At 73.2% G+C, this 20,959-nt stretch carries 21 protein-coding genes; 12 read left to right on the top strand and 9 right to left on the bottom strand.

Annotation, left to right across the window (positions count from 1 at the left end; all coding sequences use genetic code 11):
* Positions 1 to 90: 90 nt before the first annotated feature.
* The gene (locus tag ACZ63J_RS37485) at positions 91 to 2,364 is read right to left on the bottom strand and encodes a glycoside hydrolase family 3 N-terminal domain-containing protein (protein WP_465404328.1); all 2,274 of its coding nucleotides are present in this window, start codon (positions 2,362 to 2,364) and stop codon (positions 91 to 93) included.
* Positions 2,365 to 2,530: 166 nt separating this feature from the next.
* Here ACZ63J_RS37485 and ACZ63J_RS37480 point away from each other — a divergent pair, with 166 nt between their 5' ends.
* Entirely contained in the window at positions 2,531 to 3,910 is a 1,380-nt protein-coding gene (locus ACZ63J_RS37480; protein ID WP_465404330.1) for an alpha/beta hydrolase, read from the top strand.
* Here the strand turns inward: ACZ63J_RS37480 and ACZ63J_RS37475 are convergent.
* Positions 3,894 to 4,352 carry a hypothetical protein gene (locus tag ACZ63J_RS37475; protein ID WP_465404332.1) on the bottom strand — a complete coding sequence of 153 codons (459 nt, stop codon included), beginning with the start codon at positions 4,350 to 4,352 and terminating at the stop codon, positions 3,894 to 3,896. The two genes, ACZ63J_RS37480 and ACZ63J_RS37475, sit on opposite strands and share 17 nt — an antisense overlap.
* A 178-nt stretch (positions 4,353 to 4,530) precedes the next feature.
* On the opposite strand from ACZ63J_RS37475, the gene ACZ63J_RS37470 reads away from it, so the two are divergent.
* Both ACZ63J_RS37470 and ACZ63J_RS37465 read left to right on the top strand, forming a co-directional pair.
* Positions 4,531 to 5,700 carry a sensor histidine kinase gene (locus tag ACZ63J_RS37470; RefSeq protein ID WP_465404334.1) on the top strand — a complete coding sequence of 390 codons (1,170 nt, stop codon included), beginning with the start codon at positions 4,531 to 4,533 and terminating at the stop codon, positions 5,698 to 5,700.
* Between the two features lie 20 nt (positions 5,701 to 5,720).
* On the top strand, positions 5,721 to 6,371 hold the full coding sequence (locus ACZ63J_RS37465) for a response regulator (protein WP_465337285.1): 651 nt from the start codon (positions 5,721 to 5,723) through the stop codon (positions 6,369 to 6,371).
* Here ACZ63J_RS37465 and ACZ63J_RS37460 read toward each other — a convergent pair.
* Entirely contained in the window at positions 6,264 to 6,818 is a 555-nt protein-coding gene (locus ACZ63J_RS37460; protein WP_465404336.1) for an RDD family protein, read from the bottom strand. The two genes, ACZ63J_RS37465 and ACZ63J_RS37460, sit on opposite strands and share 108 nt — an antisense overlap.
* A 159-nt stretch (positions 6,819 to 6,977) precedes the next feature.
* Here ACZ63J_RS37460 and ACZ63J_RS37455 point away from each other — a divergent pair, with 159 nt between their 5' ends.
* Positions 6,978 to 8,654, top strand: coding sequence for an alpha/beta fold hydrolase (locus tag ACZ63J_RS37455; RefSeq protein WP_465404338.1), 1,677 nt, complete (start codon positions 6,978 to 6,980; stop codon positions 8,652 to 8,654).
* Here ACZ63J_RS37455 and ACZ63J_RS37450 read toward each other — a convergent pair.
* The 5 genes from ACZ63J_RS37450 to ACZ63J_RS37430 form a co-directional block, all read right to left on the bottom strand.
* Positions 8,641 to 9,477 (bottom strand): sucrase ferredoxin, encoded by an 837-nt coding sequence (locus tag ACZ63J_RS37450; RefSeq protein ID WP_465404340.1) that lies wholly within the window; start codon positions 9,475 to 9,477, stop codon positions 8,641 to 8,643. The genes ACZ63J_RS37455 and ACZ63J_RS37450 overlap by 14 nt on opposite strands.
* Before the next feature lie 136 nt (positions 9,478 to 9,613).
* Positions 9,614 to 10,801, bottom strand: a complete 1,188-nt coding sequence (locus tag ACZ63J_RS37445; RefSeq protein WP_465404342.1) for a cupin domain-containing protein — start codon at positions 10,799 to 10,801, stop codon at positions 9,614 to 9,616.
* Positions 10,802 to 10,812: 11 nt separating this feature from the next.
* Positions 10,813 to 10,941 carry a hypothetical protein gene (locus ACZ63J_RS37440; RefSeq protein ID WP_465305974.1) on the bottom strand — a complete coding sequence of 43 codons (129 nt, stop codon included), beginning with the start codon at positions 10,939 to 10,941 and terminating at the stop codon, positions 10,813 to 10,815.
* A 103-nt stretch (positions 10,942 to 11,044) separates the two neighbouring features.
* Positions 11,045 to 12,277: a cytochrome P450 family protein gene (locus ACZ63J_RS37435; protein ID WP_465404343.1), complete on the bottom strand. Its 1,233-nt coding sequence runs from the start codon at positions 12,275 to 12,277 to the stop codon at positions 11,045 to 11,047.
* Positions 12,278 to 12,351: 74 nt separating this feature from the next.
* The gene (locus ACZ63J_RS37430) at positions 12,352 to 12,909 is read right to left on the bottom strand and encodes a flavin reductase family protein (RefSeq protein ID WP_465404344.1); all 558 of its coding nucleotides are present in this window, start codon (positions 12,907 to 12,909) and stop codon (positions 12,352 to 12,354) included.
* A gap of 174 nt (positions 12,910 to 13,083) precedes the next feature.
* Between ACZ63J_RS37430 and ACZ63J_RS37425 the strand changes: the two genes are divergently transcribed.
* Positions 13,084 to 13,239, top strand: a complete 156-nt coding sequence (locus tag ACZ63J_RS37425) for a hypothetical protein (RefSeq protein WP_465305979.1) — start codon at positions 13,084 to 13,086, stop codon at positions 13,237 to 13,239.
* 36 nt (positions 13,240 to 13,275) lie between these two features.
* Here the strand turns inward: ACZ63J_RS37425 and ACZ63J_RS37420 are convergent, their stop codons facing one another.
* A complete protein-coding gene (locus ACZ63J_RS37420; protein ID WP_465439823.1) occupies positions 13,276 to 14,175 on the bottom strand; it encodes an aldo/keto reductase in 900 nt (299 codons plus the stop codon).
* Positions 14,176 to 14,257: 82 nt separating this feature from the next.
* On the opposite strand from ACZ63J_RS37420, the gene ACZ63J_RS37415 reads away from it, so the two are divergent.
* Genes ACZ63J_RS37415 through ACZ63J_RS37385 form a run of 7 tightly spaced genes read left to right on the top strand, consistent with a single transcriptional unit; the run spans position 14,258 to position 20,899 of the window.
* Entirely contained in the window at positions 14,258 to 14,824 is a 567-nt protein-coding gene (locus tag ACZ63J_RS37415; RefSeq protein ID WP_465404348.1) for a TetR/AcrR family transcriptional regulator, read from the top strand.
* Positions 14,825 to 14,877: 53 nt separating this feature from the next.
* Entirely contained in the window at positions 14,878 to 15,735 is an 858-nt protein-coding gene (locus ACZ63J_RS37410) for an STAS domain-containing protein (RefSeq protein ID WP_465439821.1), read from the top strand.
* On the top strand, positions 15,735 to 16,145 hold the full coding sequence (locus ACZ63J_RS37405) for an STAS domain-containing protein (protein WP_465404351.1): 411 nt from the start codon (positions 15,735 to 15,737) through the stop codon (positions 16,143 to 16,145). The genes ACZ63J_RS37410 and ACZ63J_RS37405 overlap by 1 nt, the downstream gene beginning before the upstream one ends.
* Complete coding sequence (locus ACZ63J_RS37400) at positions 16,142 to 16,555, top strand: anti-sigma regulatory factor (RefSeq protein ID WP_465337297.1); 414 nt, start codon at positions 16,142 to 16,144, stop codon at positions 16,553 to 16,555. Before ACZ63J_RS37405 ends, ACZ63J_RS37400 begins: the two co-directional genes overlap by 4 nt.
* The gene (locus tag ACZ63J_RS37395; protein WP_465439839.1) at positions 16,552 to 17,583 is read left to right on the top strand and encodes an ATP-binding SpoIIE family protein phosphatase; all 1,032 of its coding nucleotides are present in this window, start codon (positions 16,552 to 16,554) and stop codon (positions 17,581 to 17,583) included. Before ACZ63J_RS37400 ends, ACZ63J_RS37395 begins: the two co-directional genes overlap by 4 nt.
* A complete protein-coding gene (locus ACZ63J_RS37390) occupies positions 17,580 to 19,340 on the top strand; it encodes an ATP-binding response regulator (protein ID WP_465404355.1) in 1,761 nt (586 codons plus the stop codon). Before ACZ63J_RS37395 ends, ACZ63J_RS37390 begins: the two co-directional genes overlap by 4 nt.
* A complete protein-coding gene (locus tag ACZ63J_RS37385; RefSeq protein WP_465404357.1) occupies positions 19,337 to 20,899 on the top strand; it encodes a SpoIIE family protein phosphatase in 1,563 nt (520 codons plus the stop codon). The genes ACZ63J_RS37390 and ACZ63J_RS37385 overlap by 4 nt, the downstream gene beginning before the upstream one ends.
* The last annotated feature ends 60 nt before the right edge of the window (positions 20,900 to 20,959 follow it).

Below are 20,959 nucleotides of genomic sequence, written 5' to 3'. Positions count from 1 at the left end.
CTCACGACAAGCCGCGCCAGACCACCAAACGTTCGCCGCGCCCACCCGGCGCAGGACGCGTGCGTGACGACAGTGAAGCGCTGCTTGTCGTCAGACGACCGTGAAGCTCGCCGTCAACGTCGCCGCCGAGCTCGTGCCCACGTAGACCTCGATCTTCCCCGGCTCCACCCGGAACTTCGCGCCGTTGTCGTAGAAGCCGACGTCCTCCGGGGTGAGCGCGAACGACACCGTCTTCGACGCGCCCGCGGCCAGCGTCACCCGCTCGAAGCCGCGAAGGCGACGCACCGGCTGAACGATCGAAGCGACCGGATCACGCAAGTACAGCTGAACGACCTCGTCGCCCGCACGGCCGCCGGTGTTGGTCAGCCGCACGCTCACCTGGACTCGCCCTCCCCGCGCCGACATACGGGTGTCCGAAAGACGCAGGCTGTCGACCCGGAACGTCGTGTACGACAGACCGTGGCCGAACTCGTAGAGCGGGCCGGACTCCAGGTCGAGGTACTTGGACGTGTACTTGTTGGCCGGGTCGGCCGGGCGGCCGGTGTTCTCGTGGTTGTAGTAGATCGGGACCTGCCCGACCGCGCGCGGGAAGCTCACCGGCAGCTTGCCGCCCGGGTTGACCACGCCGAACAGGACGTCCGCGACCGCGTGGCCGCCCTGCACGCCCGGCGCCCACGCCTCGAGGATCGCCGGCGCGTTGTCGTGCAGGTACGGGATCGTCAGCGGCCGGCCGTTGACCAGGACCACCACGAACGGCTTCCCGGTCGCCTTGATCGCGGCCACCAGCTGCTGCTGCACCCCGGGCAGGTCGATGACGCTGCGCGCCGCCGCCTCGCCGCTCATCGCGGCGGTTTCGCCGACCACCACGACCGTCACCTCGGCCACGCGGGCCGCCTGCTGCGCAGCGGCGAACCCGCTCGTGTCGGCGCCCTCCACCGTGCAGCCGGCGGTGTAGGTCACCGTGGCCCCGGGCGCCGCCGCCTTGATCCCGTCGACCACCGTCACCGGCGGGGTCGTGCCCGCGCCGGTGCCGAGGCCCGACCAGGTCCCGTTCAGGTCGTAGGTCGCGGTGCCGAGCGGGCCGACCACCGCCACCGAGCGCACGGTCTTCGCCAGCGGCAGCAGTCCCTCGTTCTTCAGCAGCACCATGGACCGCCCGGCGGCCTGGCGCGACGCGGCGAGCGCGGCCGGGGAAGGCGCTTTCACCTCGCCCGGCTCGTCGACGTACGGGCGCTCGAACAGCCCCAGCCGGACCTTCACCAGCAGGATCCGGCGGACGGCGTCGTCGATCTGGTCGCGGGTGATGCGCCGCTGGTTCAGCAGCTGCTCGCCGTACTTGACGTAGTTGGTGCTGACCATCTCCATGTCCACGCCCGCGGGCAGCGCCGCCGCCGCGGCGTCCGCGCCGTCGCCGGCGAGCCCGTGGTTGATCAGCTCCTCGATGCCGGTGTAGTCGCTGACGACGAACCCGCGGAAGCCGTAGGTGCCCTTGAGCACGTCGTGCAGGACGTAGCCGTTGCCGTGCGCGGGCACGCCGCTGATCGTGTTGAAGCTGGCCATCACCGTCGCCACGCCGGCCTCGACACTCGCCTTGAACGGCGGCAGGTAGAGGTTGTGCAGCCGCTGCAGCGAGACGTCGACGGTGTTGTAGTCGCGGCCACCTTCGGCCCCGCCGTAGGCGACGAAGTGCTTGGCACACGCGGCGAGGCGGTCCGGCGACGAGTAGTCGTCACCCTGGTAGCCGCGGACCTTCGCCACGGCCATCTTCGAAGCCAGGTAAGGATCTTCGCCGTACCCCTCGGCGATGCGCCCCCAGCGCGGCTCGTGGGTGACGTCCATCATCGGCGCGTAGGTCCAGTGGATGCCGCTGTGCCGGGCCTCCTTCGCCGACACCGTCGCGTCGGCGCCCGCCACGGCCGGGTCGAAGCTCGATCCCTGGGCGAGCGGGATCGGGAAGTTGGTCGTGTACCCGTGGATGACGTCGAGGCCGAAGATCAGCGGGATCCGCAGCCGGGTCTGCTCGACGGCGATCTTCTGCAGCGCGTTCAGCTTCGCGGCGCCCACCACGGAGAACACCCCGCCGAGCTGCCCGGTCGCCAGCGACGTCCGCGCGAGGTCTTCGGTGCCGACCAGCTGGAGCTGGCCGAGCTTCTCGGCGAGGGTCATCTTCCGCAGCAGGGACTCGACCCGTTCGTCGCGGTCGGGCCGGCCGGCCGGACCCGCCGGGTCCGCGGCGGCGGCGCCCGGGGCGAGCAGGCCGACCCCGCCCGCGGTGAGGATCCCGCCGACCCCGGCGAGCAGGCTCCGCCGGTTCACACCGTCGGCGGCCGGGCGATCGGCAGCGTGGCTCTCGGACTGCTCCATGGCGGGGACCCTTTCGCGAGAGAACTCGGGGCGCACAGGATAGGCACGAAAGGCCGCCGCCAGCAGCACGAATGGCGCCCGGTGTTCGGCCCTTCGGCGGGTTGTGGTCCGGGCCGGGCAGGCCCTACGGTCGGAAATTCGCGAGCTACTGGGGGAAGCCGTGCGAATGTCCGGAGCTGTCCTCGCGAGTGTGCTGCTGCTGACCGGTGCGACTCCGGCGACCGCCGGCACGGAGTGGGCGCCGTCGTCGATCACCTGGACGACCTGCCCGGACGAACCGGACGGCGAGTGCGGCACGCTGCGGGTGCCGCTGGACTGGGACCGGCCCCGCGGGCCGGAGATCACCCTCGCGGTGGCCCGGCACCGCGCCACCGATCCCGCGCACCGCGTCGGCGTGCTGCTGGCCGACGCCGGCGGCCCCGGTTCGTCGGGCGCGGAGTTCGCGCTGGCGCCGGGCTACTTCAGCCCCGAGGTGCGGGCCCGGTTCGACGTCGTCGGCTTCGACCTGCGGGGCACCGGGAACAGCGAGTTCATCCGGTGCGAGCCCGAGCCGGGCGGCCCGGACGACACGCCCGCCACCGCGGCCGAGTTCGACGCTTTCCGGCGGTACAACCGGCAGGCGGTCGCGGACTGCCGGGCGCGGAACCTGCCGGTGTTCGACCACGCCGACACCGCCGTCAACGCCCAGGACCTGGACGCGCTCCGGCGGGCCCTCGGCGAGGAGAAGATCAGCTTCCAGGGCATCTCCTACGGCACCCTGCTCGGGCAGCAGTACGCCGAGGCGCACGGCGACCGCGTCCGCGCGATGGTGCTGGACGGCACCATCGACCACAGCGTCGACACCCGGCACTTCGTCGGCGACCGCGCCACCGCCGCCGACGACCTGTTCGGGCAGTTCGCCGCGTGGTGCGGCCAGACCCCTTCGTGCGCGCTGCACGGCCAGGACGTCCGGGCGGTGTGGGAACGGGCGCTCGTCGCGGCCGACGGGATGCCGTTGCCGCCCGGCTGGCTGCCGGAATGGGCGTTCTCGGACATGTACACCCCCGACTGGGCCGCCCTCGCGACGCTGGTCGCCGACACCGCCGCCGGCCGGCCGCCGGTGCGCGCGCAGTTCGAGTACAACTACCGGTCGATCCGCCTCGCCGTCGTCTGCCAGGACTTCGACCTCCGGATCGGCACTTTCGCGCAGTACTCGGCGATGCGCGCCGAGGAGCTGCGCCGGGCGCCGATCATGCGGGGCAGCGTGCTGGGGCACGGTGAGGTGATGGCCTGCACCGGCATCCCCGGCCCGCCCGCGAACCCGCCGCACCGGCTCGACCTCGCGCGAGCGCCGCGGATCCTGCTGCTGAGCTCGCGCCACGACCCGGCGACGCCGTACGCGTGGGCGCTGAACATCCACCACCAGGCGCCGGCGAACACCACGCTGCTGACCTACGAGGGCTCCGGCCACGCCGTCTACCAGCGCACCCCGTGCACCCGGGCGGCGGTGGACGGCTACCTGCTGACCGGCCAGGCGCCCCGGCACGACCTCAGCTGCCCGGGCTGACCCGCGCGTCGCGGTTCACCACCCGCAGGATCAGCCACTGGTCGAACCACGCGCCGGCCGTCGTGACGACCAGCATCACCAGGCCGATGACCAGGTGCGTGTAACTGTGCAGCGGCGCAGCGCTGTCGGTCAGCTTCGTGAGCCCGAACTGCAGTCCCAGCCGCAGGACGAACAGGACCGCGACCAGGCCGAGCGCCTGCTTGCTGCGCCACACCGCGCGCAAGTACTTGCGGCGGCGGGAAAGCAGCGTGAACCACAGCGTCAGGTGCACCGCGACGAGCACCAGCGGCAGCAGGGCGACCCATGAGTAGCGGTCGCTGAACTGCTGGGTGAGGTCGTTGCTGGCGACCAGCAGCCCGACGAGCACGAAGTACCAGCCCGGCAACCCTTCGACCGGCCCCCGGACGGGTCGTGCGCCGGTGATGAACTCTGCCTCCCGCATGGGAACCCTCCGTCTGTCGTCGTCTTGTCCCGAGTCTCACGGGAACCACGGGCGGCGCGATCAACCGGCAGTACGAGATCGCCCGGCGGTCTCGTACCCGGGTATGAGTTCCGGCCTCGGAGGCGGCGCGGGCGTGTCTCGTGAGGCACCATCGGCAGATGACCTTCGAAGGCCGTCCGTGATCACGCGGATCCCGTGGAGCGGCCGCCGGGGCCCGCTCGTGGCCGAGGCGGTTGTGCTCGCCGTGCTGGTGGTGCTCGACATGGTGCTCGCGATCCGGGCGGGTCCGGTGCAGGGTGAGCTCTCCACCGTCGCCCTCGAGTTCGCGCCCGGCGTCGGCCCGGTCGTCGCGCTGCTGGCCGTCCTGCGCCGCCGGTTCCCCGACCACATCGCCGTCCTGGCCACCGCCGTCTCGGGGCTTTCCTTGCTGGGCACGGTGATCACGGCCGCCGTCGCCGCGGCGGGCTCGCGGCTCCCGCCGCAGCCCGGTGCCGCCGAGACCTTGGCGATCGCGCTCGTGGTCGGCGCCTGCTGCCACCGGCTCTCCCCGCGTTCCGCCACCACGCAAGCGGTTCTCGGGGGCTGCGCGGTGACGCTCGCGCCGATCCTGCGCTACGGCACGGACACCCCGGCCGCGCTCTACTCCGCCGGGGCCGCCGTGGTCTGGGGCGCCGCGCTGGCCGGCGGCCTGGTGCTGCGCGACGCCGAAGTCCGCGCCCGCGTGGAAGTCCTGGAGGTCCGCAACACCGAACGGCTGCGCCTGGCCCGTGAACTGCACGACCTGGTCGCGCACCAGGTCACCGGGATCGTCGTGCGGGTGCAGGCCGCCCACCGCGTCGCCGAACGCACCGGCGGCGACACGACGACGTTCGCCGAGCTCGAAACCGCGGGCGCCACGGCCCTCGCGGCCATGCGCCGGCTCGTGGGCGCGCTGCGGACCGGCGAGGAAGACCTCTTCGTGCCGCCCACCGATCTCGCCACCGCGGTGGACCGCGCGGTCGGCGACGACGAGCGCATCCACCTCGACGTCGGTCCCGGTCTCGCCGGGGTCCCGGTCGCGCCCGAGGTCGTGACGACCGCCCACCGGCTGCTCACCGAGTCGCTCACCAACGTCCGCCGGCACGCGCCCGGCGCGGCCGAGGTGCGGGTGCTCGTGCGGCACGAACCGGACGGCGCGCTGCGGATCGAGGTGGTCAACGACGGCGCCGCGAAACCCGCCCGCCGCGGTGGCTACGGCCTGCTCGGGATGGCCGAGCGGGTGGCCGCGGTGGGCGGTACGGTGCACGCGGGTCCGGCGGACGGGCAGCGCTGGCGCGTCGTCGCGCGGCTGCCGCTCGAACCGGGCTGACCGCCGACGAGGGGAACCGGGTGCCGACGCGAGTGCTGATCGCCGACGACCAGGCGATGGTCCGCGCGGGGTTCCGGCTCATCCTCGAGGGCGAACCGGACATCGAGGTGGTCGGCGAGGCCGCCGACGGCGACCAGGCGGTGCGGCTGGCCCGCGAGCTGCGTCCCGACGTCACGCTGATGGACATCCGGATGCCCGGCGTGGACGGGCTGCGGGCGACCGAGCTGCTCGCCGGCCCGGACGTCCCGGAGCCGCTGCACGTCGTGATGGTGACGACGTTCGGGCTGGACGAGAACGTGCACGCGGCCCTGCGCGCCGGAGCCTGCGGTTTCCTGCTCAAGGACGCGGGGCCGAACCTGCTCGTCGAGGCCGTGCACGCCGCCGCCCACGGCGAAGCACTCGTCTCCCCCGCGATCACGACCCGGCTGCTGGCGCACTTCGCGCGCCGCGACCCCGGGCGCGCGACGGAGCTGGCGAGCCCGCTGACCCCGCGTGAGCTCGACGTCGTCCGCGCGGTCGCCCGCGGTGAGACGAACGACGAGATCTGCCGCTCGCTGGTGGTGTCACTGCCCACCGTCAAGACGCACATCGGCGCGGCCAAGCGCAAGCTCGGGGCGCGCAACCGCACCGAAATCGCCATCTGGGCCTGGGAAAGCGGCCTGGTCCGCTGACCGCGGCACCCGCACGACGACCGTGCGCGCGACGACGTCGCCGAACCGCTGACGGCGGCGGGTCACCAGCATCACGACGATCCCGACCAGCCCCCAGGCGAAGCCGTCGACCATCATCAGCAGCTCCCGCACGACGAACACCGACAGCGGCGGGTGGCCCCCGTCGAGCGTCACGACCCGCAGGCGCAGCCACCGCATGGCCGGGGTCTGGCCGCCGTGCCGCCACGGCCACCAGGTGGTGACGAACCAGAAACCGACGAAGTCGAGCGCCAGCATCGTGTAGACGACGACCTTGAGGAACCCGAGCAGCGCGGGCCCGTGCGGGTGGAAGAGCCAGATGACCGCGATGGCGAGCAGCAGCATGGGGAGGAAGACGAGCATCTCGTCGAGCAGGAACTGCACGAGCCGCCGCCCGACGATGCCGCGTCCGGTCCGGGAACCGCTCATCAGCCCATGATCTCCGCCCGGCGGCCCCGGCGCGCGCTGAGCGCTTGTCTCATACCCCGGGCCGAGGCGGAACCGGCGAGTTCGTCCTCCGGGCTGATCACCGGCGCGCGCGGCGAGGCCAGGCTCGGCGCGGACGACCCGCCGACGGAAGGACTCCCGGTGCGCACCACCCGGACAGGATTGGCCGCCCTGGCGGCCCTGCTCGTCGCGACCACGGCCACCACGGCCGCGGCCGCCGATCCCCTCACGCCCTACACGACCCAAAAGCTCACCTGGGGCGACTGCCCGTTCAAGCCCGCCGCGAACGACGCGCCCGTGCAGTGCGCCCGGGTGGTCGTCCCGCGGGACTGGGCCGATCCTGCGTCGGGGCACGACCTCGAGGTGTCGATCAGCCGGGCCGCGGCCACCGGGGAGCGGCGCGGCGCCCTCCTGCTGAACCCCGGCGGGCCCGGCGGCCAGGGCACCACGCTGGCGGGACCGCTCGCGGCGCTGGAGCCGTCGGTGCACGCGCTCTACGACTTCGTCGGCATGGATCCGCGCGGGACCGGGCAGGCCGGGACCGACGACCACGGCTTCCAGTGCCAGGTCCCGGCCGGCCGGCTGCCGCAAGGCGCCCTCGACGCCCGGGACCGCTCGGCCGGAAGCATCGCGCGGCACCAGCAGGTTCCGCGCGCCATCGCGGAGGCGTGCCAGAGCGACGCGCTCGCGCCGTTCGTCACCACCTGGCAGACGGCGCACGACATGGACCTGGTCCGCGGCCTGCTCGGCGACGAGAAGCTCAACTACCTCGGCTACTCCTACGGCACCTGGCTCGGCGCGAAGTACGCGTCGCTGTTCCCGGAGCACACCGGCAAGACCGTGCTCGACTCCAGCGTCGACTTCGAGGGCCGGCTGCAGGCCGACTTCGAGGCGTTCCCGGTCATCGACCAGCGGCAGTTCGACGACGTCTACCTGCCGTGGCTGGCCCGCACCTTCCCGGACCAGCTGGGCCGGACGGCCGCCGAGGTCAAGGCGAAGTGGGAACGCGTGCGCGCCTACTACGGCACCCAGGGTGTCTCCCCCGACACCTTCGACAGCATCTTCGTCGGCAACGGCAGCCCGATCCAGTGGCTGCTCGGCGCACTGGTGTTCCTCCAGGGCGCGGCCGCGCTCGACGGGACGTCCGCCACGCCGCCGCCCGCGCTGGCCGGGCCGCTGGACGCCGCGTCGCGCGAGAAGTTCGGGGTGCCCGCGGCCGAGCTGACCCCGGCGCGGGTCGTCGCGCTCGCGCCCGACTACACCCAGGTTCCCGGCACGCGCTACGCCGTCGCCTGCGGTGACCAGCCCACCCGCAGCTCGGCCTGGTACAAGCGGCTCAGTGACCGGCAGGGCCCGCAGTACCCGCTGTTCGGCTGGGCGTACGGACTCGGCGAGGCGTGTGGCTTCTGGTCGGACGCGCGCCGGCACGAGCTCCCGGACGTGCCCGCGGAAGTGGCGGCGAACATCCTGGTGGTGCAGGGCGAGTTCGACCCGCAGACCGGCTACGAGCAGGCGAAGTCGGGCGCGCGGGCGGCGGGTGTCCCGCTGGTCTCGGTGGACGACTCACCGTTCCACGGTCAGTACGCGCTGGCCGGCAACCCGTGCGTCGACGGGCTGGTGAACGTGTTCCTCACCAAGAACTCCCGGCCCGGCGCGACGACCTGTCCCGGCGTGCCGCTGCCCGGCGAGGACCAGGTCTACCCGGTGGCCGGGCCGGTGCGCAGCGGGCCGCCGTCCGTCCAAACGCGACTCGCGGACGGGACTTCGGCGCTGCGCGGCCGGCTCCAGGACGAGGTCAGCGCCCTCAACCGGCGGTGAGCTCGCGGCTCTGCTCGCGGATGGACTCCACCGTGAACCCGGACAGCACCACCCGGGCGGAGCACCGGCTCACGCCGGACCCGGCCGAGGGCACGCGGCGGAGCACCACCTCGTAGCGGCGGTCCCGGGCGGCCACGACGACCGTCCGGGAGTCGCCGTGCGGGTGCTCTTCGAGCGCCAGCACGGCGTCGAGGCTCCGGAGACCCGTGCGGTTGCGGACCGCGATCTCCGCGTACTGCGCCCAGGGGGTCTCCGCCGAGGTGCGGCCGCGCAGGTGGTCCAGGCGGACGTTGCCGTGCAACGCCTCCTTGGCCACCAGCTCGGCCTCCGGCATGCCGAGGCCGCCGTGGATGAAACCGTCCGGGACCGTCAGGAGGTTGCCCGCCCAGCGGTCGCCGCCGACGTGGCTGACCTCCCAGACCAGGCCGGGGTGGTTCTGGGCCAGGCCGGTCGCCACCGGGCGGCCGAAGACCGCGCAGCACATGTCCTTGCTGCCGTGCGTGCAGACCAGGAACAGCGGCCCGGCGACCGGGGCGCCGTGCCCGCGGCGACCGGCGGCCACCGCTTCGAGGTCGACGCCGGGGAGCTCGTCCAGGGACAGGCGTTCCAGCCAGCGCTTGCCCGGCCGGCCGCTGGCGACGAAGACGGTGCGCGACGATCCCGGCACGCGCGCGTGGCGGCCCGGCTTCCGGATGAGCAGCGGGCGCAGGCCGGCCTCCCGGGCGGCGTCAAGCCGCCGCCCGGGGAACAGCTCGTCCAGCGTGGTTTCGAGGGCGTCGGGCGCCCAGGCGCCGGGCTGCTCGATGAGCAGCCAGGACGTCATGTGGCCGGCGGTGCCGGCGGGCTCACCCCCGAGGGCTCGGGTGAGCGCGGCGCACCCCGGCGCCGCACCTGCGTGTCCGGCGCAAGCTCCCCCTGGTGCCTCGGAGCTCGACTTAGGCATGCCTAAGCGTACCTGACTAGGCGGGCGCCAGCAGCCCCTGTGTGACCAACTCACCGAGGAACGCCCTCAGCGTCGCCCGGTCGAGTGCCGGTGCGGCCTCGGCCAGCGCCCCGAACGAGCGGGGCGAGCCGCTCAGCAGAGCGTCGAGCACCGGCCGGGCGGCCGTGGCGAAGACCAGGCGTTTTCCGGCCGCGAGCAGGGCGATCGTGCCGTCGCCGTCCGCCAGCGCGGCCCGCGGGGTGAGCATCCGGACGTCGAAGTCGTCTCCCGGCGGAAGCCGCTCGCCGGTCGCGGCCCACGGCAGGCCGACCCGCGGGTGCGCGGGCGCCTGGGCGTCGCGGTCGGCGAGGAACCGGTCGACGAGCTCGTCGGTCATCAGCTCGGTGATCCGCTGCCGCAGCTCCGCCGCCCGTTTCGTCCGGTCTTCCGGCGCGGCGAACCGCGGCAGGTCGGCGCGGAACACCTCGTCCGCGCGCACCTGGTCGGCGAGCCACGCCACGAGGTCGACGCCGTTGGCCGCGTTGAAGCCGATGGTGAGGTGCAGGGACTCCTCGCCGACGGCGGAGACGTCGTGCCAGTGCCCGCGCGGCACGTAGAGCACGTCGCCCTCTTCCAGCAGGAAGTCCTCGAGGGGCTCGCCTTCCGGTTTCGGCGGGAGCTCGACGTCGCGCTGCAGCGGCGAGGGGCGGGTGAGCCCGTGCAGCCGCCAGCGCTTCCGGCCGGAGATCTGGATGATGAACGCGTCGTGGTCGTCCCAGTGCACGTCGAAGCCGTGCGTGGTCCCCCACCCGGCGTAGAGGTTGACCTGGACACGCTCGCGCAGGTCGTGTTCGAGCCGGGCCGCGAGGTCGCCGACCTGGTCGACGAGCTCGTTGACCGAGTCGAGCACGAGGGTGGCGCCGGCGCGCAGGTGCTCGGCGAAGGGCGCGGACAGCACGCGCGGCACCAGACCGGTGCGGCGGGTCGGCACCATCTCCGTGTAGGTGTGCGCCGGCACGACCTCGCCGTCGAGGGCGAGGCGCAGGCGCGGGAAGTCCAGGCGGTGCTGCCGCAGCACGCGGTCGATCTCCCGCCACGGGAGCAGGGCGGCGAAGCGCCCCTTCTCCCCCGGGAACCGCCGCGGGGACTTCCCCAGCACGTCGTCGAAGAACTGGCCGGCCTCGAGGGGTGCCACGAGGTCGGCCAGTCCGGGAATCTCCGTCACGACGGCTTCGGCTAGTCGTTGCCGTCGTTGTCGGCGACCGCGCCGTTGGCCTTGCCGCGGTCGACGGCCGTCGGCAGCGGCTCGACACTGAGCAGCAGACCGCTGGCCTGGTTGTCGCTGACCGTGTTTTCCTGCGCCATCCGGGACCTCCCAAACGTCGACGACTGGATTTCCCACGCTACGTGAGAGAAGCGTGACGGTCATCGATCATTTGAGTAGTCCCGTTCCCCCGTCCGGCGAAGATCAGCGCGGGGTGACCAGCGCCGGGATCGCGGTGTGGCCGTTGGAGAGGAACGACGGGACGCCGGTCAGTCCGCCCGGATCGACGGCCAGCCGCAGGCCGGGGAACCGGTCGAACAGCGCCGGCAGCGCGATGGCGGCTTCGAGCCGGGCCAGCGGCGCGCCGAGGCAGAAGTGGACGCCGTGGCCGAAGGCCAAGTGCTGCTTGTCTTCGCGGCTGAGGTCGAAGCCGTCGGCGGTCGCGCCGTGCTCGGCCGGGTCGCGCCCGGCGGCCGCGTAGGCGGCGAGGATCGCCTCACCGGCGCCGATGACCACCCCGCCGCCGAGCGTGATGTCGTCGACGGCGTACCGCAGCGGCAGGTACGGCACCGGCGCCTGCCAGCGCAAGGTCTCCTCGATCACCTCACTCCACGTGTGCTCGCCGCGCCGGACGGCGGCCAGCTGCTCCGGATGGGTGAGCATCGCGGTGACGGCGTGGTCGAGCAGGTTCACCGTCGTCTCGTGGCCCGCGGTCAGCATCAGGATCAGGGTGTCGACCAGTTCGTCGGCCTCGAGCCGGCCGGTGTCCTCGGCGCGGGCCGCGATCAGCCCGCTGGTGAGGTCGTCACCCGGGTCGGCGGTTTTCTCGGCGACGAGCCCGCGCATGATCTCGTACAGCTCCAGCGCGTTCGCCTGCGCCCGGGCCGGGGTGACCGTGGTGTCGAAGATCGTGTCGACGACCGTGCGCAGGGCTTCACGCCGCTCGGCCGGCACCCCGAACAGCCGGCAGATCACCTCGACCGGCAGCGGGTAGGCGTAGCCCTCCCGCAGGTCGACCGGCTCGCCACCGGCGCCCGCGCGCTCGATCTCCGCCAGCAGCCCGGCCGTGATCGAGGTGATGTCCGGGCGCATCGCCTCGACCTGGCGCGGGGTGAACGCCTTGGCCACCAGCGTCCGCAGCCGGCGGTGGTCGGGGCCGTAGGTGGTGAACATGTTGCGCACCGAAACCCAGATGCGCAGCGGCCAGTCTTCGGAGACCCGGCCTTCGCGCCAGGCCGTCCAATGCCGGTTCGGGTCCTTCGAAACCCGGGGATCGGTAAGGAGTTTCCGCAGGACCGCCGCGTCGGGAACGGCCCAGGCCCGGACGCCGCCGGGCAGTTCCACCAGCCTGGCCGGCCCCGCGGCCCGCAGCCGCGCTCCCTCCCCGTGGACGTCGTGACCGAAGGTGTCGAGGACCAGCGCGTCGCCGTTTGTCATTCACCCGACGATATTCAGTTCCCGGCAGCGCGCGGGCCTCGCGGGAAAACCTGTCACAGCAACGTAAGACTCGCTCAGGCGGCGCGGGCCCGCCGGTCGACGTCGTGGCGGCGGCCGCCGTGGAAGACGAGCGGCTGCTCCCCGGCGCCGCGGCCGGCGGCGACCACGCGGCCCAGGAAGATCGAGTGGTCGCCGCCCGCGCTCGCCTGCTCGAGCTCGCACTCCAGCCACGCCAGCGCCCCGGTGAACAGCGGCGCGCCGGTCTTCGGCCCGATGCGGTGGCCGACCGGGCCGAACTGGGCCATCCCGCCGGGACGGCGCCAGTCGGCGAAGTAGCCGGCCAGCTCGTGCTGGTCCGCCGCCAGGACGTTCACCCCGAACGAGCCCGCGGTGACGATCGCGGTGTGCATCCGCGCCGCCTTCGCCACGCAGCACAACACCATCGGCGGTTCCGGCGACACCGGCGCGAACGCGCTCGCGGTCATCCCGTGCGCGTCCTCGCCGCCCACGGTCAGGACCGTGACGCCGGTCGCGAACTGGGCCATCACCTGACGGAAGCCGGGTTGCGGCGCGAGGCCGCGGCGAGCCCGCGCCGCCGGCACCCGCTTCAGCGCCCGAACCGGTCCGGACATGGCACACCTCTTTCTCCGCCGTCGAAAACCCTCGCCTCCAGTGCAGCCCGCGCGCCGCACACCCACTACTCGTGCGCTGCGCATCCCCGGGGCGTGAGCGCTTCACATCCGTTCCTCGACCCGCGGGGCGGATCGTGGTCGGCACGCAAGAACGGCAGCGGAACGGAGGAACCCATGGAAACGACCGCGACCACGGCCGACCGGCGCACGGAGGCCGTGCCCGTCCAGCGGGGCGAGCACCGGCGGATCGACATCCCGGCGCAGCGGACCGGCGCGCCGCCGGCGGAACGCGAGTACGTCCGCGAGCACATCGTCCTCGGGTACAACTGAGCCGCGCGGCCCCGGCGGCGCCACCGGGGCCGGCGCTCAGCCGAGCGCGACGTCCGTCGACCGCACCGGGACCGCGTCCAGCGCGGCGAGGGCCCGCTCGTCGAGCTTGATCCCGCCCGCGGCGACGTTCGCCTCGAGGTGCGCGGTGTCCGCCGTGCCCGGGATGAGGTGCACGTTGGGCGCGTGGTGCAGCAGCCACGCGAGACCGACCTGCGACGGCGTGCAGCCGAGCGACTCCGCCGCGGTGTGCACGGCCGGCTCGTCGGTCACCTTCGGCAGGCCGGGGAAGGCGCCACCCAGCGGGAAGAACGGCACCCACGCGATGCCTTCGGCGACGCACAGCGCGAGCATGTCCTCGTCGGCGCGCCCGACGAGGCTGTAGGCGTTCTGCACGCAGGCGATGCCCGCCGGGAGCGCCCGGCGCAGGATCTCCGTGGTGACGGCGCTGAGCCCGATCGCGCCGATCTTGCCCTCGTCGCGCAGGGCCGTCATCACCTCGAGCTGGTCGTCGAGGTCCACCACCTGGTCCCCTTCGGCCGTGACGCCCGGCCGGGTGTCCGCGCGGCGCAGGTTGACCAGCGGGATCCGGTCCGTGCCGAGGCTGACGAGGTTCTGCTCGACGCTCGCCCGCAGCTGTTCCGGCCGCTGCGCCAGCCGCAGCGGGATCGGGCCGTCCGGGTCGGGGTCGGCGCCGACCTTGGTGGCGACCAGGACGTCTTCGCCGGACTCGAGCGCCTCCCGGATGACGCCGTTGACAAAGCCGTTCCCGTAGAACTCGGCGGTGTCGACGTGGTCGACACCGAGCTCGAAAGCCCGTCGCAGCAAGGAGACGGCGGCCGCGCGGTCGCCGCGGAGGCGTTCGAGCTGCATCGCCCCGTAGCCAACCCGCGAGACGGTGCGGCCGGCGAGCGGGCCGGTGGGTGCGTTCGAGGTCATGGTGATCCGCCTTCGTGCGATGATGGAGAAGCGGAGGGACCTCCGCTAAGCCGAAGATAGCACAACCGGAGGGGCCTCCGTTTTGACTTCGCCCGATCGAGCCGTCCGCGCCGACGCGCGCCGCAACCGCGAGAAGCTCGTCACCGTGGCGCGCGACGCCTTCGCGGCGGCCGACGGCGCCGTCTCGCTGGAAGCCGTCGCGCGCGAGGCCGGCGTCGGGATCGGCACGCTCTACCGGCACTTCCCCACGCGAGAGGCGCTCGTCGAAGCCGTCTACGCCGCCGAGCTCGACGACGTCGCCACCAGCGCCGCGACGTTCCTCGCCGAGCTCCCGCCCGAAGCCGCCCTCCGCGCATGGATGAACCGCTACGCGGCGTTCGTCGAAACCAAGCGCGGGATGGCCGACGTCCTGCGTGCCGGCTGGGCGTCCGGCCGGATCGCGACGCCGGTGACGCGGCAGCGCATCACCGCGGCGATCGGCTCGATCCTCACCGCCGGCGCCGAAGCGGGCGTCTTCCGCGCCGACCACGACCCCGAGGACGTCACGACGCTGCTGCTCGGGATCTTCCTGGCCACCTCGCCCGGGCCCGAGCCGGAGCGGATCGGCCGGCTGCTCGACCTCGTCGTCGACGCCCTGCGCCCCCGCTGAACCCGGCCGCCACGCTAGGGTCAGTCCCACCTTTGACCGTTGAGGAGACATCAGTGGTAGCCGAAAGCGAGCGGCCCCATCGGCTGGCCGGAATGCTCGGAACCGAGCGTGAGCGGCTGATCGCCCGGTGGGCCGAACTGGCGGGCTCGGCCCTGCGCGGCCGGCTGACCACGGTCGAGCTCGAGCGCGACCTCCGTGACCTGTACGGCTCGCTCGTCCCCGTTGTCACCCTGGACGGGAACCTCGACCGCACCGAGTACGGCGAGATCAAGGCCCAGCTCGCCGACCTTTCGCGGTCCCGGGCCCGCCAGGGCTTCAGCCCGTCCGAGACCGCTTCGAGCGTCTTCGCGCTCAAGCAGGCCGTCTCCGAGCTGACCGAGAACGAGGACAGCGCCGAGGTGTTCCGGGAGGTGCTCGCCTTCTCCAGCCTGCTCGACACGCTCGGGCTCTGGACGTTCGAGACCTACGCCGCCGCCCGCGAGGAGATCATCAAGGAGCAGTCCGAGCAGCTGCTCGAGCTGACGACCCCGGTCGTCAAGCTCTGGGAAGGCGTGCTGGCGGTGCCGCTGGTGGGCACCCTCGACTCGGCGCGCACGCAGGTCGTCATGGAGAAGCTGCTGGAGTCGCTGGTCGAGACCGGCTCCGAGCACGCGATCATCGACATCACCGGCGTGCTGGCCGTCGACACGCAGGTCGCGCAGCACCTGCTCAAGACCGTCGTCGCGGCGCGGCTGATGGGCGCCGAGTGCACCATCTCCGGCATCCGGCCGCAGATCGCGCAGACGATCGTCGCGCTCGGGATCGAGTTCGGCGACATCGCCACCAAGGCGACCCTGGCCGACGCGCTGCGGCACGCGCTGCACCGCGACGGCGTGGTCGTGACCCGCGGTACCCGCGATCGGACCCGCTGATGGACCGCGTCCCCATCCTCAAGATCGGCGACATGCTCCTCGTGTCGATCCAGATCGACCTGCAGGACCAGAGCGTGCTGGCCCTGCAGGAGGACCTCGCCGAGAAGATCAGCACGACCGGCGCGTCCGGCGTGGTCATCGACATCTCCGCGGTGGAGATCGTCGACTCGTTCATCGGCCGGATGTTCGCGACCATCGCGTCGCTGTCGAAGCTGTTCGACGCCGAGACGGTCGTGGTCGGCATGCGGCCCGCGGTGGCGATCACGCTGGTCGAGCTCGGCCTGACCCTCGGCGACGTGCACACCGCCCTGGACCTGGACCGCGGGATCTCGGTCCTGCAGAAGCTCACCGCGCGAAGGAGGGGCGCGTCGGTCGGCCAGGACGATGAATCCGTCCGGGTCACCGGATGACCGGCGCCGCGGACGGACCCGACGAGATCGCGATCCGCGCCGACGAGGACGTCGTCCGGGTCCGGCAGCTGGTCCGCGCCTACGCCCTGCGGCTCAAGCTGTCGCTGGTGGACCAGACCAAGCTGGTCACCGCCACCAGTGAGCTCGCCCGCAACACGCTCATCTACGGCGGTGGCGGGTCGGCCCGCGTCGAAGAGGTCGACAACGGCCGCCGCAAGGGCGTGCGCGCCACCTTCCACGACGACGGCCCGGGCATCCCGGACGTTACCGTCGCCCTGGCCGACGGCTGGAGCAGCGGCACCGGCCTCGGGCTCGGCCTGGGCGGCGCCAAGCGGCTGGTCGACCAGTTCGACCTGGACACCGAGGTCGGGCGCGGCACGAAGGTCACCGTCGTGAAGTGGGCCCGATGATCGACGGCGCCTGCCTCCCGGTCACCGAGGACCTCGCCTGGGTCCGGGTGGAGCACGGCACCGCGCACGGCCGGGCCCGGCGCGCCGCGGCCGGGCTCGCCACCCGGCTCGGGTTCGACGAGGTCCGCGCGGCCGAGGTCGGCCTCGCGGTCACCGAGCTGGAGACGAACCTCGCCAAGCACGCCACCGAAGGCGTCCTGGTCGTGCGGGTCGTCCGGGCGGTGACCGACGCCGCCGTCGAGGTGGTCGCGATCGACCACGGCCCCGGCATGGCCGACGTCGACCTGTCCCGCCGGGACGGCGAGTCCACCACCGGCTCGCTCGGGGTCGGGCTGGGCGCCGTGGCCCGGCTCGCCGACACGACCGCCGTGCTCTCCGAGCCCGGCCGCGGCACGGTCGTCACCGCGCGCTTCCACCCCCGGCGCACGGCACCGGCCGAGCTGTCCGGGGAGACCGCCACGGGCATCACCCGGCCGATCGGCGGGGAAGACGTCTGCGGCGACGCCTACGCCGTGCACCAGGAACCCGGGCGGCTGCGCCTGATGATGTGCGACGGGTCCGGGCACGGCCCGCTGGCGGCCGCGGCCGCCCGCGCCGCCGTCGACACCTTCTGCGCCCACGCGACCGAACGCCCGGAGGTGATGGTGCGGCGCATCCACGAGGCACTGCGCGGAACTCGCGGCGGCGCGATCGCGATCGCCGACGTCGACGTGGCCGCGGGGACGGTCCGGTACGCCGGCCTGGGCAACATCTCCGCCTGCGTGGTGGCCGACGGCCGCAAGCAGGGCATGGTCTCGGTCCCGGGTGTCGCGGGATACCAGGCCCGCACGATCCGTGCCTTCGACTACGCCCTCCCGCCTGGCGCGACCGTGGTCCTGCACTCCGACGGCCTCACCGAGCGCTGGAGCGCCGAGGGCCGCGAGCGGCAGTTCGCCGCCGGCCCGCTCGGGATCGCTGCTTGCCTGCTGCGCGACGCCGGGACCCGCAACGACGACGCCGGCGTCCTCGTCGGCAAACCAAGCCCATGACCGCGCGGCGGCGCGACGAGCTCATCCGCCTGCCGATCGCGGCGGAGCCGGACGTGTTCACCGTGCGCCGCTGCGGCCGGGAGGTCGCCGCGGCCGCCGGCCTGGAGGGCCAGGACCAGGTCCGCTTCGCGACGGTGCTCAGCGACGTCGGACGCGACCTCGTCCGCGCCGGGGTCAAGGCCACGGCGCGGTTCGTCCTCGCCGACGCGCCGCTCGCGCTCGTCGCCGAGTTCAGCTGGCGCGGCCGGCCGGCCGAAACGGTCCTCGACACCGGCCGCGACACCGCGGAACGGCTGATGGACGGCCTGCACGTCACCTGCGAGGCAGGGCAGAACGTCGTCTCCCTGCACAAGCTGCGCTCCCCCGGGCACCGCCCGCCGGGGCCGGCCGACCTCGCGCGGCTGCGCGGAGTCCTGGAGCAACACGGGATGAGCACGCCGATGGACGAGCTGCGGGCCCAGAACCAGGAACTGCTGGAGACGCTGGAAAGCCTCGAAGCGAAGAGCCGGGAACTCATGCGGGTCAACGAAGAGCTCGAGGAGACCAACCACGGGGTGGTCGCCCTCTACAAGGAGCTTTCCGAAGAGCTCGAAGAAACCAACCGCGGGGTGGTCGCGCTCTACGCCGAGCTGAACGAGAAGTCCAGCCAGCTCAAGGCGGCCAGCGAGGCGAAGACCCGGTTCTGGTCGAACATCAGCCACGAGCTGCGCGCGCCGATCAACTCCGTCATCGGCCTCGCCCGGTTGCTGAGCGGGCCGGGCGCCGACCCGCTCACCGACGACCAGCGGCGCCAGGTGGGGCTGGTCAACGACGCCGGTTCGACGCTGCTGTCGCTGGTCAACGAGCTGCTCGACACCGCGAAGGCCGAGTCCGGCCACCTGGTCGCGCAGCCGTCCCAGGTCGATCTGGTCGCCGTCTGTCTCCAGCTGCGCGGCGCCCTGCGGTCGACGGTGGCCTCGCCTGAGGTCGAGCTGGTGATCGAGGTCCCCGAACCGGCTCCGCAGCTGATCACCGACGAGACGATGCTGGTGCGCATCCTGCGCAACCTGCTGTCCAACAGCCTCAAGTTCACCGAGCGCGGCGAGGTCCGGCTGACCGTCGGCACGGACGACGACGACGTCCGCTTCACGGTGTCCGACACCGGCATCGGCATCCCGGCCGACCAGCAGGACCGCGTCTTCGAAGAGTTCCACCAGGTGCCCAACGACCTGCAGGCGCGGGCGCCGGGCACCGGGCTCGGCCTGCCCTACGCGCGGCGGCTCGCGGAGATCCTGGGCGGCGGCCTGGAGCTGTCCAGCGAGCCCGGCACGGGCACGACCGTCGTGCTCCGCCTGCCGCGCCCCGACCCGCGCCGGGCGACCCCGGTCCGCGTCGGCTCACTGCTCATCGTCGACGACGACGCCGACTTCCGCGACCGGCTCGCCCGGCTGGTCGGCGACCTCGCCGCCGACGTCCGGCACGCCGCGGACGGGCGGGAGGCGATCGAGGTGTTCGACGGGCACCGGCCGGACCTGGTCTTCCTCGACCTGCTGATGCCGGGCATGAACGGCCGCGAAGTGCTGCAGGTGCTGCGCGAAAAGCCCGGCCTGCGGGACATCCCGGTGGTCGTGGTCTCCTCGGCGGTGCCGGAGGGACTGGACCTCACCGGCGCCGGGCTCCGGGCGGGTCTGCTGCTCAAGTCGCAGGTCTCCCCCGAAACCCTCAGACTGGCAGTCGGTGAAGCCTTCGCGGTCGTGGCCAGGACGGTGCCCAGATGAGTGATCCCGGCGAGCGCGCGCGAGCGAGCATCCTGGTCGTCGACGACCTCGAGGCGAGCCGGTACCTGACCAGCAGCTGGTTGCGCCGCAACGGTTACCGCGTCACCGAGGCCGAAACCGGCCGGGCCGCGCTGACCGCGCTCGCCGCCGAAGAGCTCGACCTCGTCCTGCTGGATGTCAACCTCCCGGACATGAGCGGCTTCGACGTCTGCGAGCGGGTCAAGGGCGACCCGCGCACCGCCGCGATGCCGGTCATCCACATCTCCGCCACCGCGATCGAGGTCACGGACCGCACCACCGGGCTCGACCGCGGCGCGGACGGCTACCTCGTCGAGCCGGTCGACCCGGGCGAGCTGGTGGCCACCGTCGAAGCCGCCCTGCGGTACTACCGCGCCCGGTTGCGGGCCGAACGGCTGGCGCTGCGGCTGGGCCGGCTGACCCGCGCCACGCTCGCCATGAACAGCGCCCGCACGTTCGACGACGTGCTCATCGCGGCCGCCGCGGGCGCCGCGGCGATCTTCGAAGGCCGCGCCGAGGTCCTCAGCTCGAGCTACCGCGGCCTGGTGCGCTCGGCCACCACCGACGGTCCCGGCCACGCTCCGGAGGTGCTCGCCGGCACGGTCCGCGCGCTCGACGACGTCACGAAGACGGCGCACGAAGCCAATCCGGGCACCGAGGTGTCCTTCGCGCAGCTGGTCACGTCGCCGGACGGGGCGTCGATCCTCGCGCTGGCCCACGCGAACCCGTCCCGGGTCCCCGTCGCGATCACCGTCGAGGCGGGGGTGATCAGCTCCGACGACGACCGCAACCTCCTGCTGCAGCTGGGTCAGGCGACCGCGCTCGCGTGTGAGGCCATGCGCACCTTCACCGAAGAGCACCAGCTCGCCCTCACCCTCCAGCGCAGCCTGCTGCCGCGGGAGCTACCGGTGCGGCCCGGCCTGGAGATGTCGGCCCGGTACGCGCCCGCGAGCGCGCATGCCGAGATCGGCGGCGACTTCTACGAGGTGTCCGACCTCGGCGGGCGCCTGCTCATCGCCGTCGGTGACGTGGTCGGGCACTCCCTCGAGGCGGCCACGGTGATGGGTGAGGTCCGCCACGCCCTGCGCGCCTACGCCGTCGAAGGGCACGGGCCGGTCGAGATCCTCGAGCGGCTGGACGCCATGCTGCGCCGCTACCACCCGCGCGGGCTCACCACGGTCAGCCTCGTCGCGCTCGACCCGGCGACGGGCGCCGCGGAGGTCGCGAACGCCGGGCACATCCCGCCGTTGCTCGCCGACGCGTCCGGAGTGCGCTACCTCGGCATCAAGGGGCCGCTGCTGGGCATCGGCCTGCCGCGGCCCGCGGCGACGTCGCTCACGCTCGACCCCGGCACGCTGCTGCTGCTCGTCACCGACGGCCTGGTCGAGCGGCGGGGCAGCGTCGTCGACGACGGCATGGAGCTGCTGCGCACGGCTGTCACCCACGACGCCGACCTGGAAACCCTGTGCGACACCCTGCTCGCCCGCTTCGGCGCGGCCGCGGAGGACGACATCGCGCTCCTGGCGCTGCGGCGCCGCTGAGCGGTGACGCCCCGGCCCGGCTGCTACCGTCTCCCGCAGACGCGGTTGAGGACCCAGCCG

It is taken from the genome of Amycolatopsis sp. NPDC104863, from assembly GCF_055582965.1.
This window is presented reverse-complemented; position numbering and strand designations above follow the sequence as displayed.

Excerpts from the sequence above, each read along its gene's own strand:
- ACZ63J_RS37390 (WP_465404355.1), top strand. The coding sequence starts at position 17,580 with ATGACCGCGCGGCGGCGCGACGAGCTCATCCGCCTGCCGATCGCGGCG.
- ACZ63J_RS37460 (WP_465404336.1), bottom strand. The coding sequence starts at position 6,818 with ATGAGCGGTTCCCGGACCGGACGCGGCATCGTCGGGCGGCGGCTCGTG.
- ACZ63J_RS37475 (WP_465404332.1), bottom strand. The coding sequence starts at position 4,352 with ATGCGGGAGGCAGAGTTCATCACCGGCGCACGACCCGTCCGGGGGCCG.
- ACZ63J_RS37440 (WP_465305974.1), bottom strand. The coding sequence starts at position 10,941 with ATGGCGCAGGAAAACACGGTCAGCGACAACCAGGCCAGCGGTCTGCTG.
- ACZ63J_RS37420 (WP_465439823.1), bottom strand. The coding sequence starts at position 14,175 with ATGACCTCGAACGCACCCACCGGCCCGCTCGCCGGCCGCACCGTCTCG.
- ACZ63J_RS37435 (WP_465404343.1), bottom strand. The coding sequence starts at position 12,277 with ATGACAAACGGCGACGCGCTGGTCCTCGACACCTTCGGTCACGACGTC.
- ACZ63J_RS37480 (WP_465404330.1), top strand. The coding sequence starts at position 2,531 with ATGTCCGGAGCTGTCCTCGCGAGTGTGCTGCTGCTGACCGGTGCGACT.
- ACZ63J_RS37425 (WP_465305979.1), top strand. The coding sequence starts at position 13,084 with ATGGAAACGACCGCGACCACGGCCGACCGGCGCACGGAGGCCGTGCCC.
- ACZ63J_RS37405 (WP_465404351.1), top strand. The coding sequence starts at position 15,735 with ATGGACCGCGTCCCCATCCTCAAGATCGGCGACATGCTCCTCGTGTCG.
- ACZ63J_RS37430 (WP_465404344.1), bottom strand. The coding sequence starts at position 12,909 with ATGTCCGGACCGGTTCGGGCGCTGAAGCGGGTGCCGGCGGCGCGGGCT.
- ACZ63J_RS37395 (WP_465439839.1), top strand. The coding sequence starts at position 16,552 with ATGATCGACGGCGCCTGCCTCCCGGTCACCGAGGACCTCGCCTGGGTC.
- ACZ63J_RS37400 (WP_465337297.1), top strand. The coding sequence starts at position 16,142 with ATGACCGGCGCCGCGGACGGACCCGACGAGATCGCGATCCGCGCCGAC.
- ACZ63J_RS37385 (WP_465404357.1), top strand. The coding sequence starts at position 19,337 with ATGAGTGATCCCGGCGAGCGCGCGCGAGCGAGCATCCTGGTCGTCGAC.
- ACZ63J_RS37450 (WP_465404340.1), bottom strand. The coding sequence starts at position 9,477 with ATGACGTCCTGGCTGCTCATCGAGCAGCCCGGCGCCTGGGCGCCCGAC.
- ACZ63J_RS37485 (WP_465404328.1), bottom strand. The coding sequence starts at position 2,364 with ATGGAGCAGTCCGAGAGCCACGCTGCCGATCGCCCGGCCGCCGACGGT.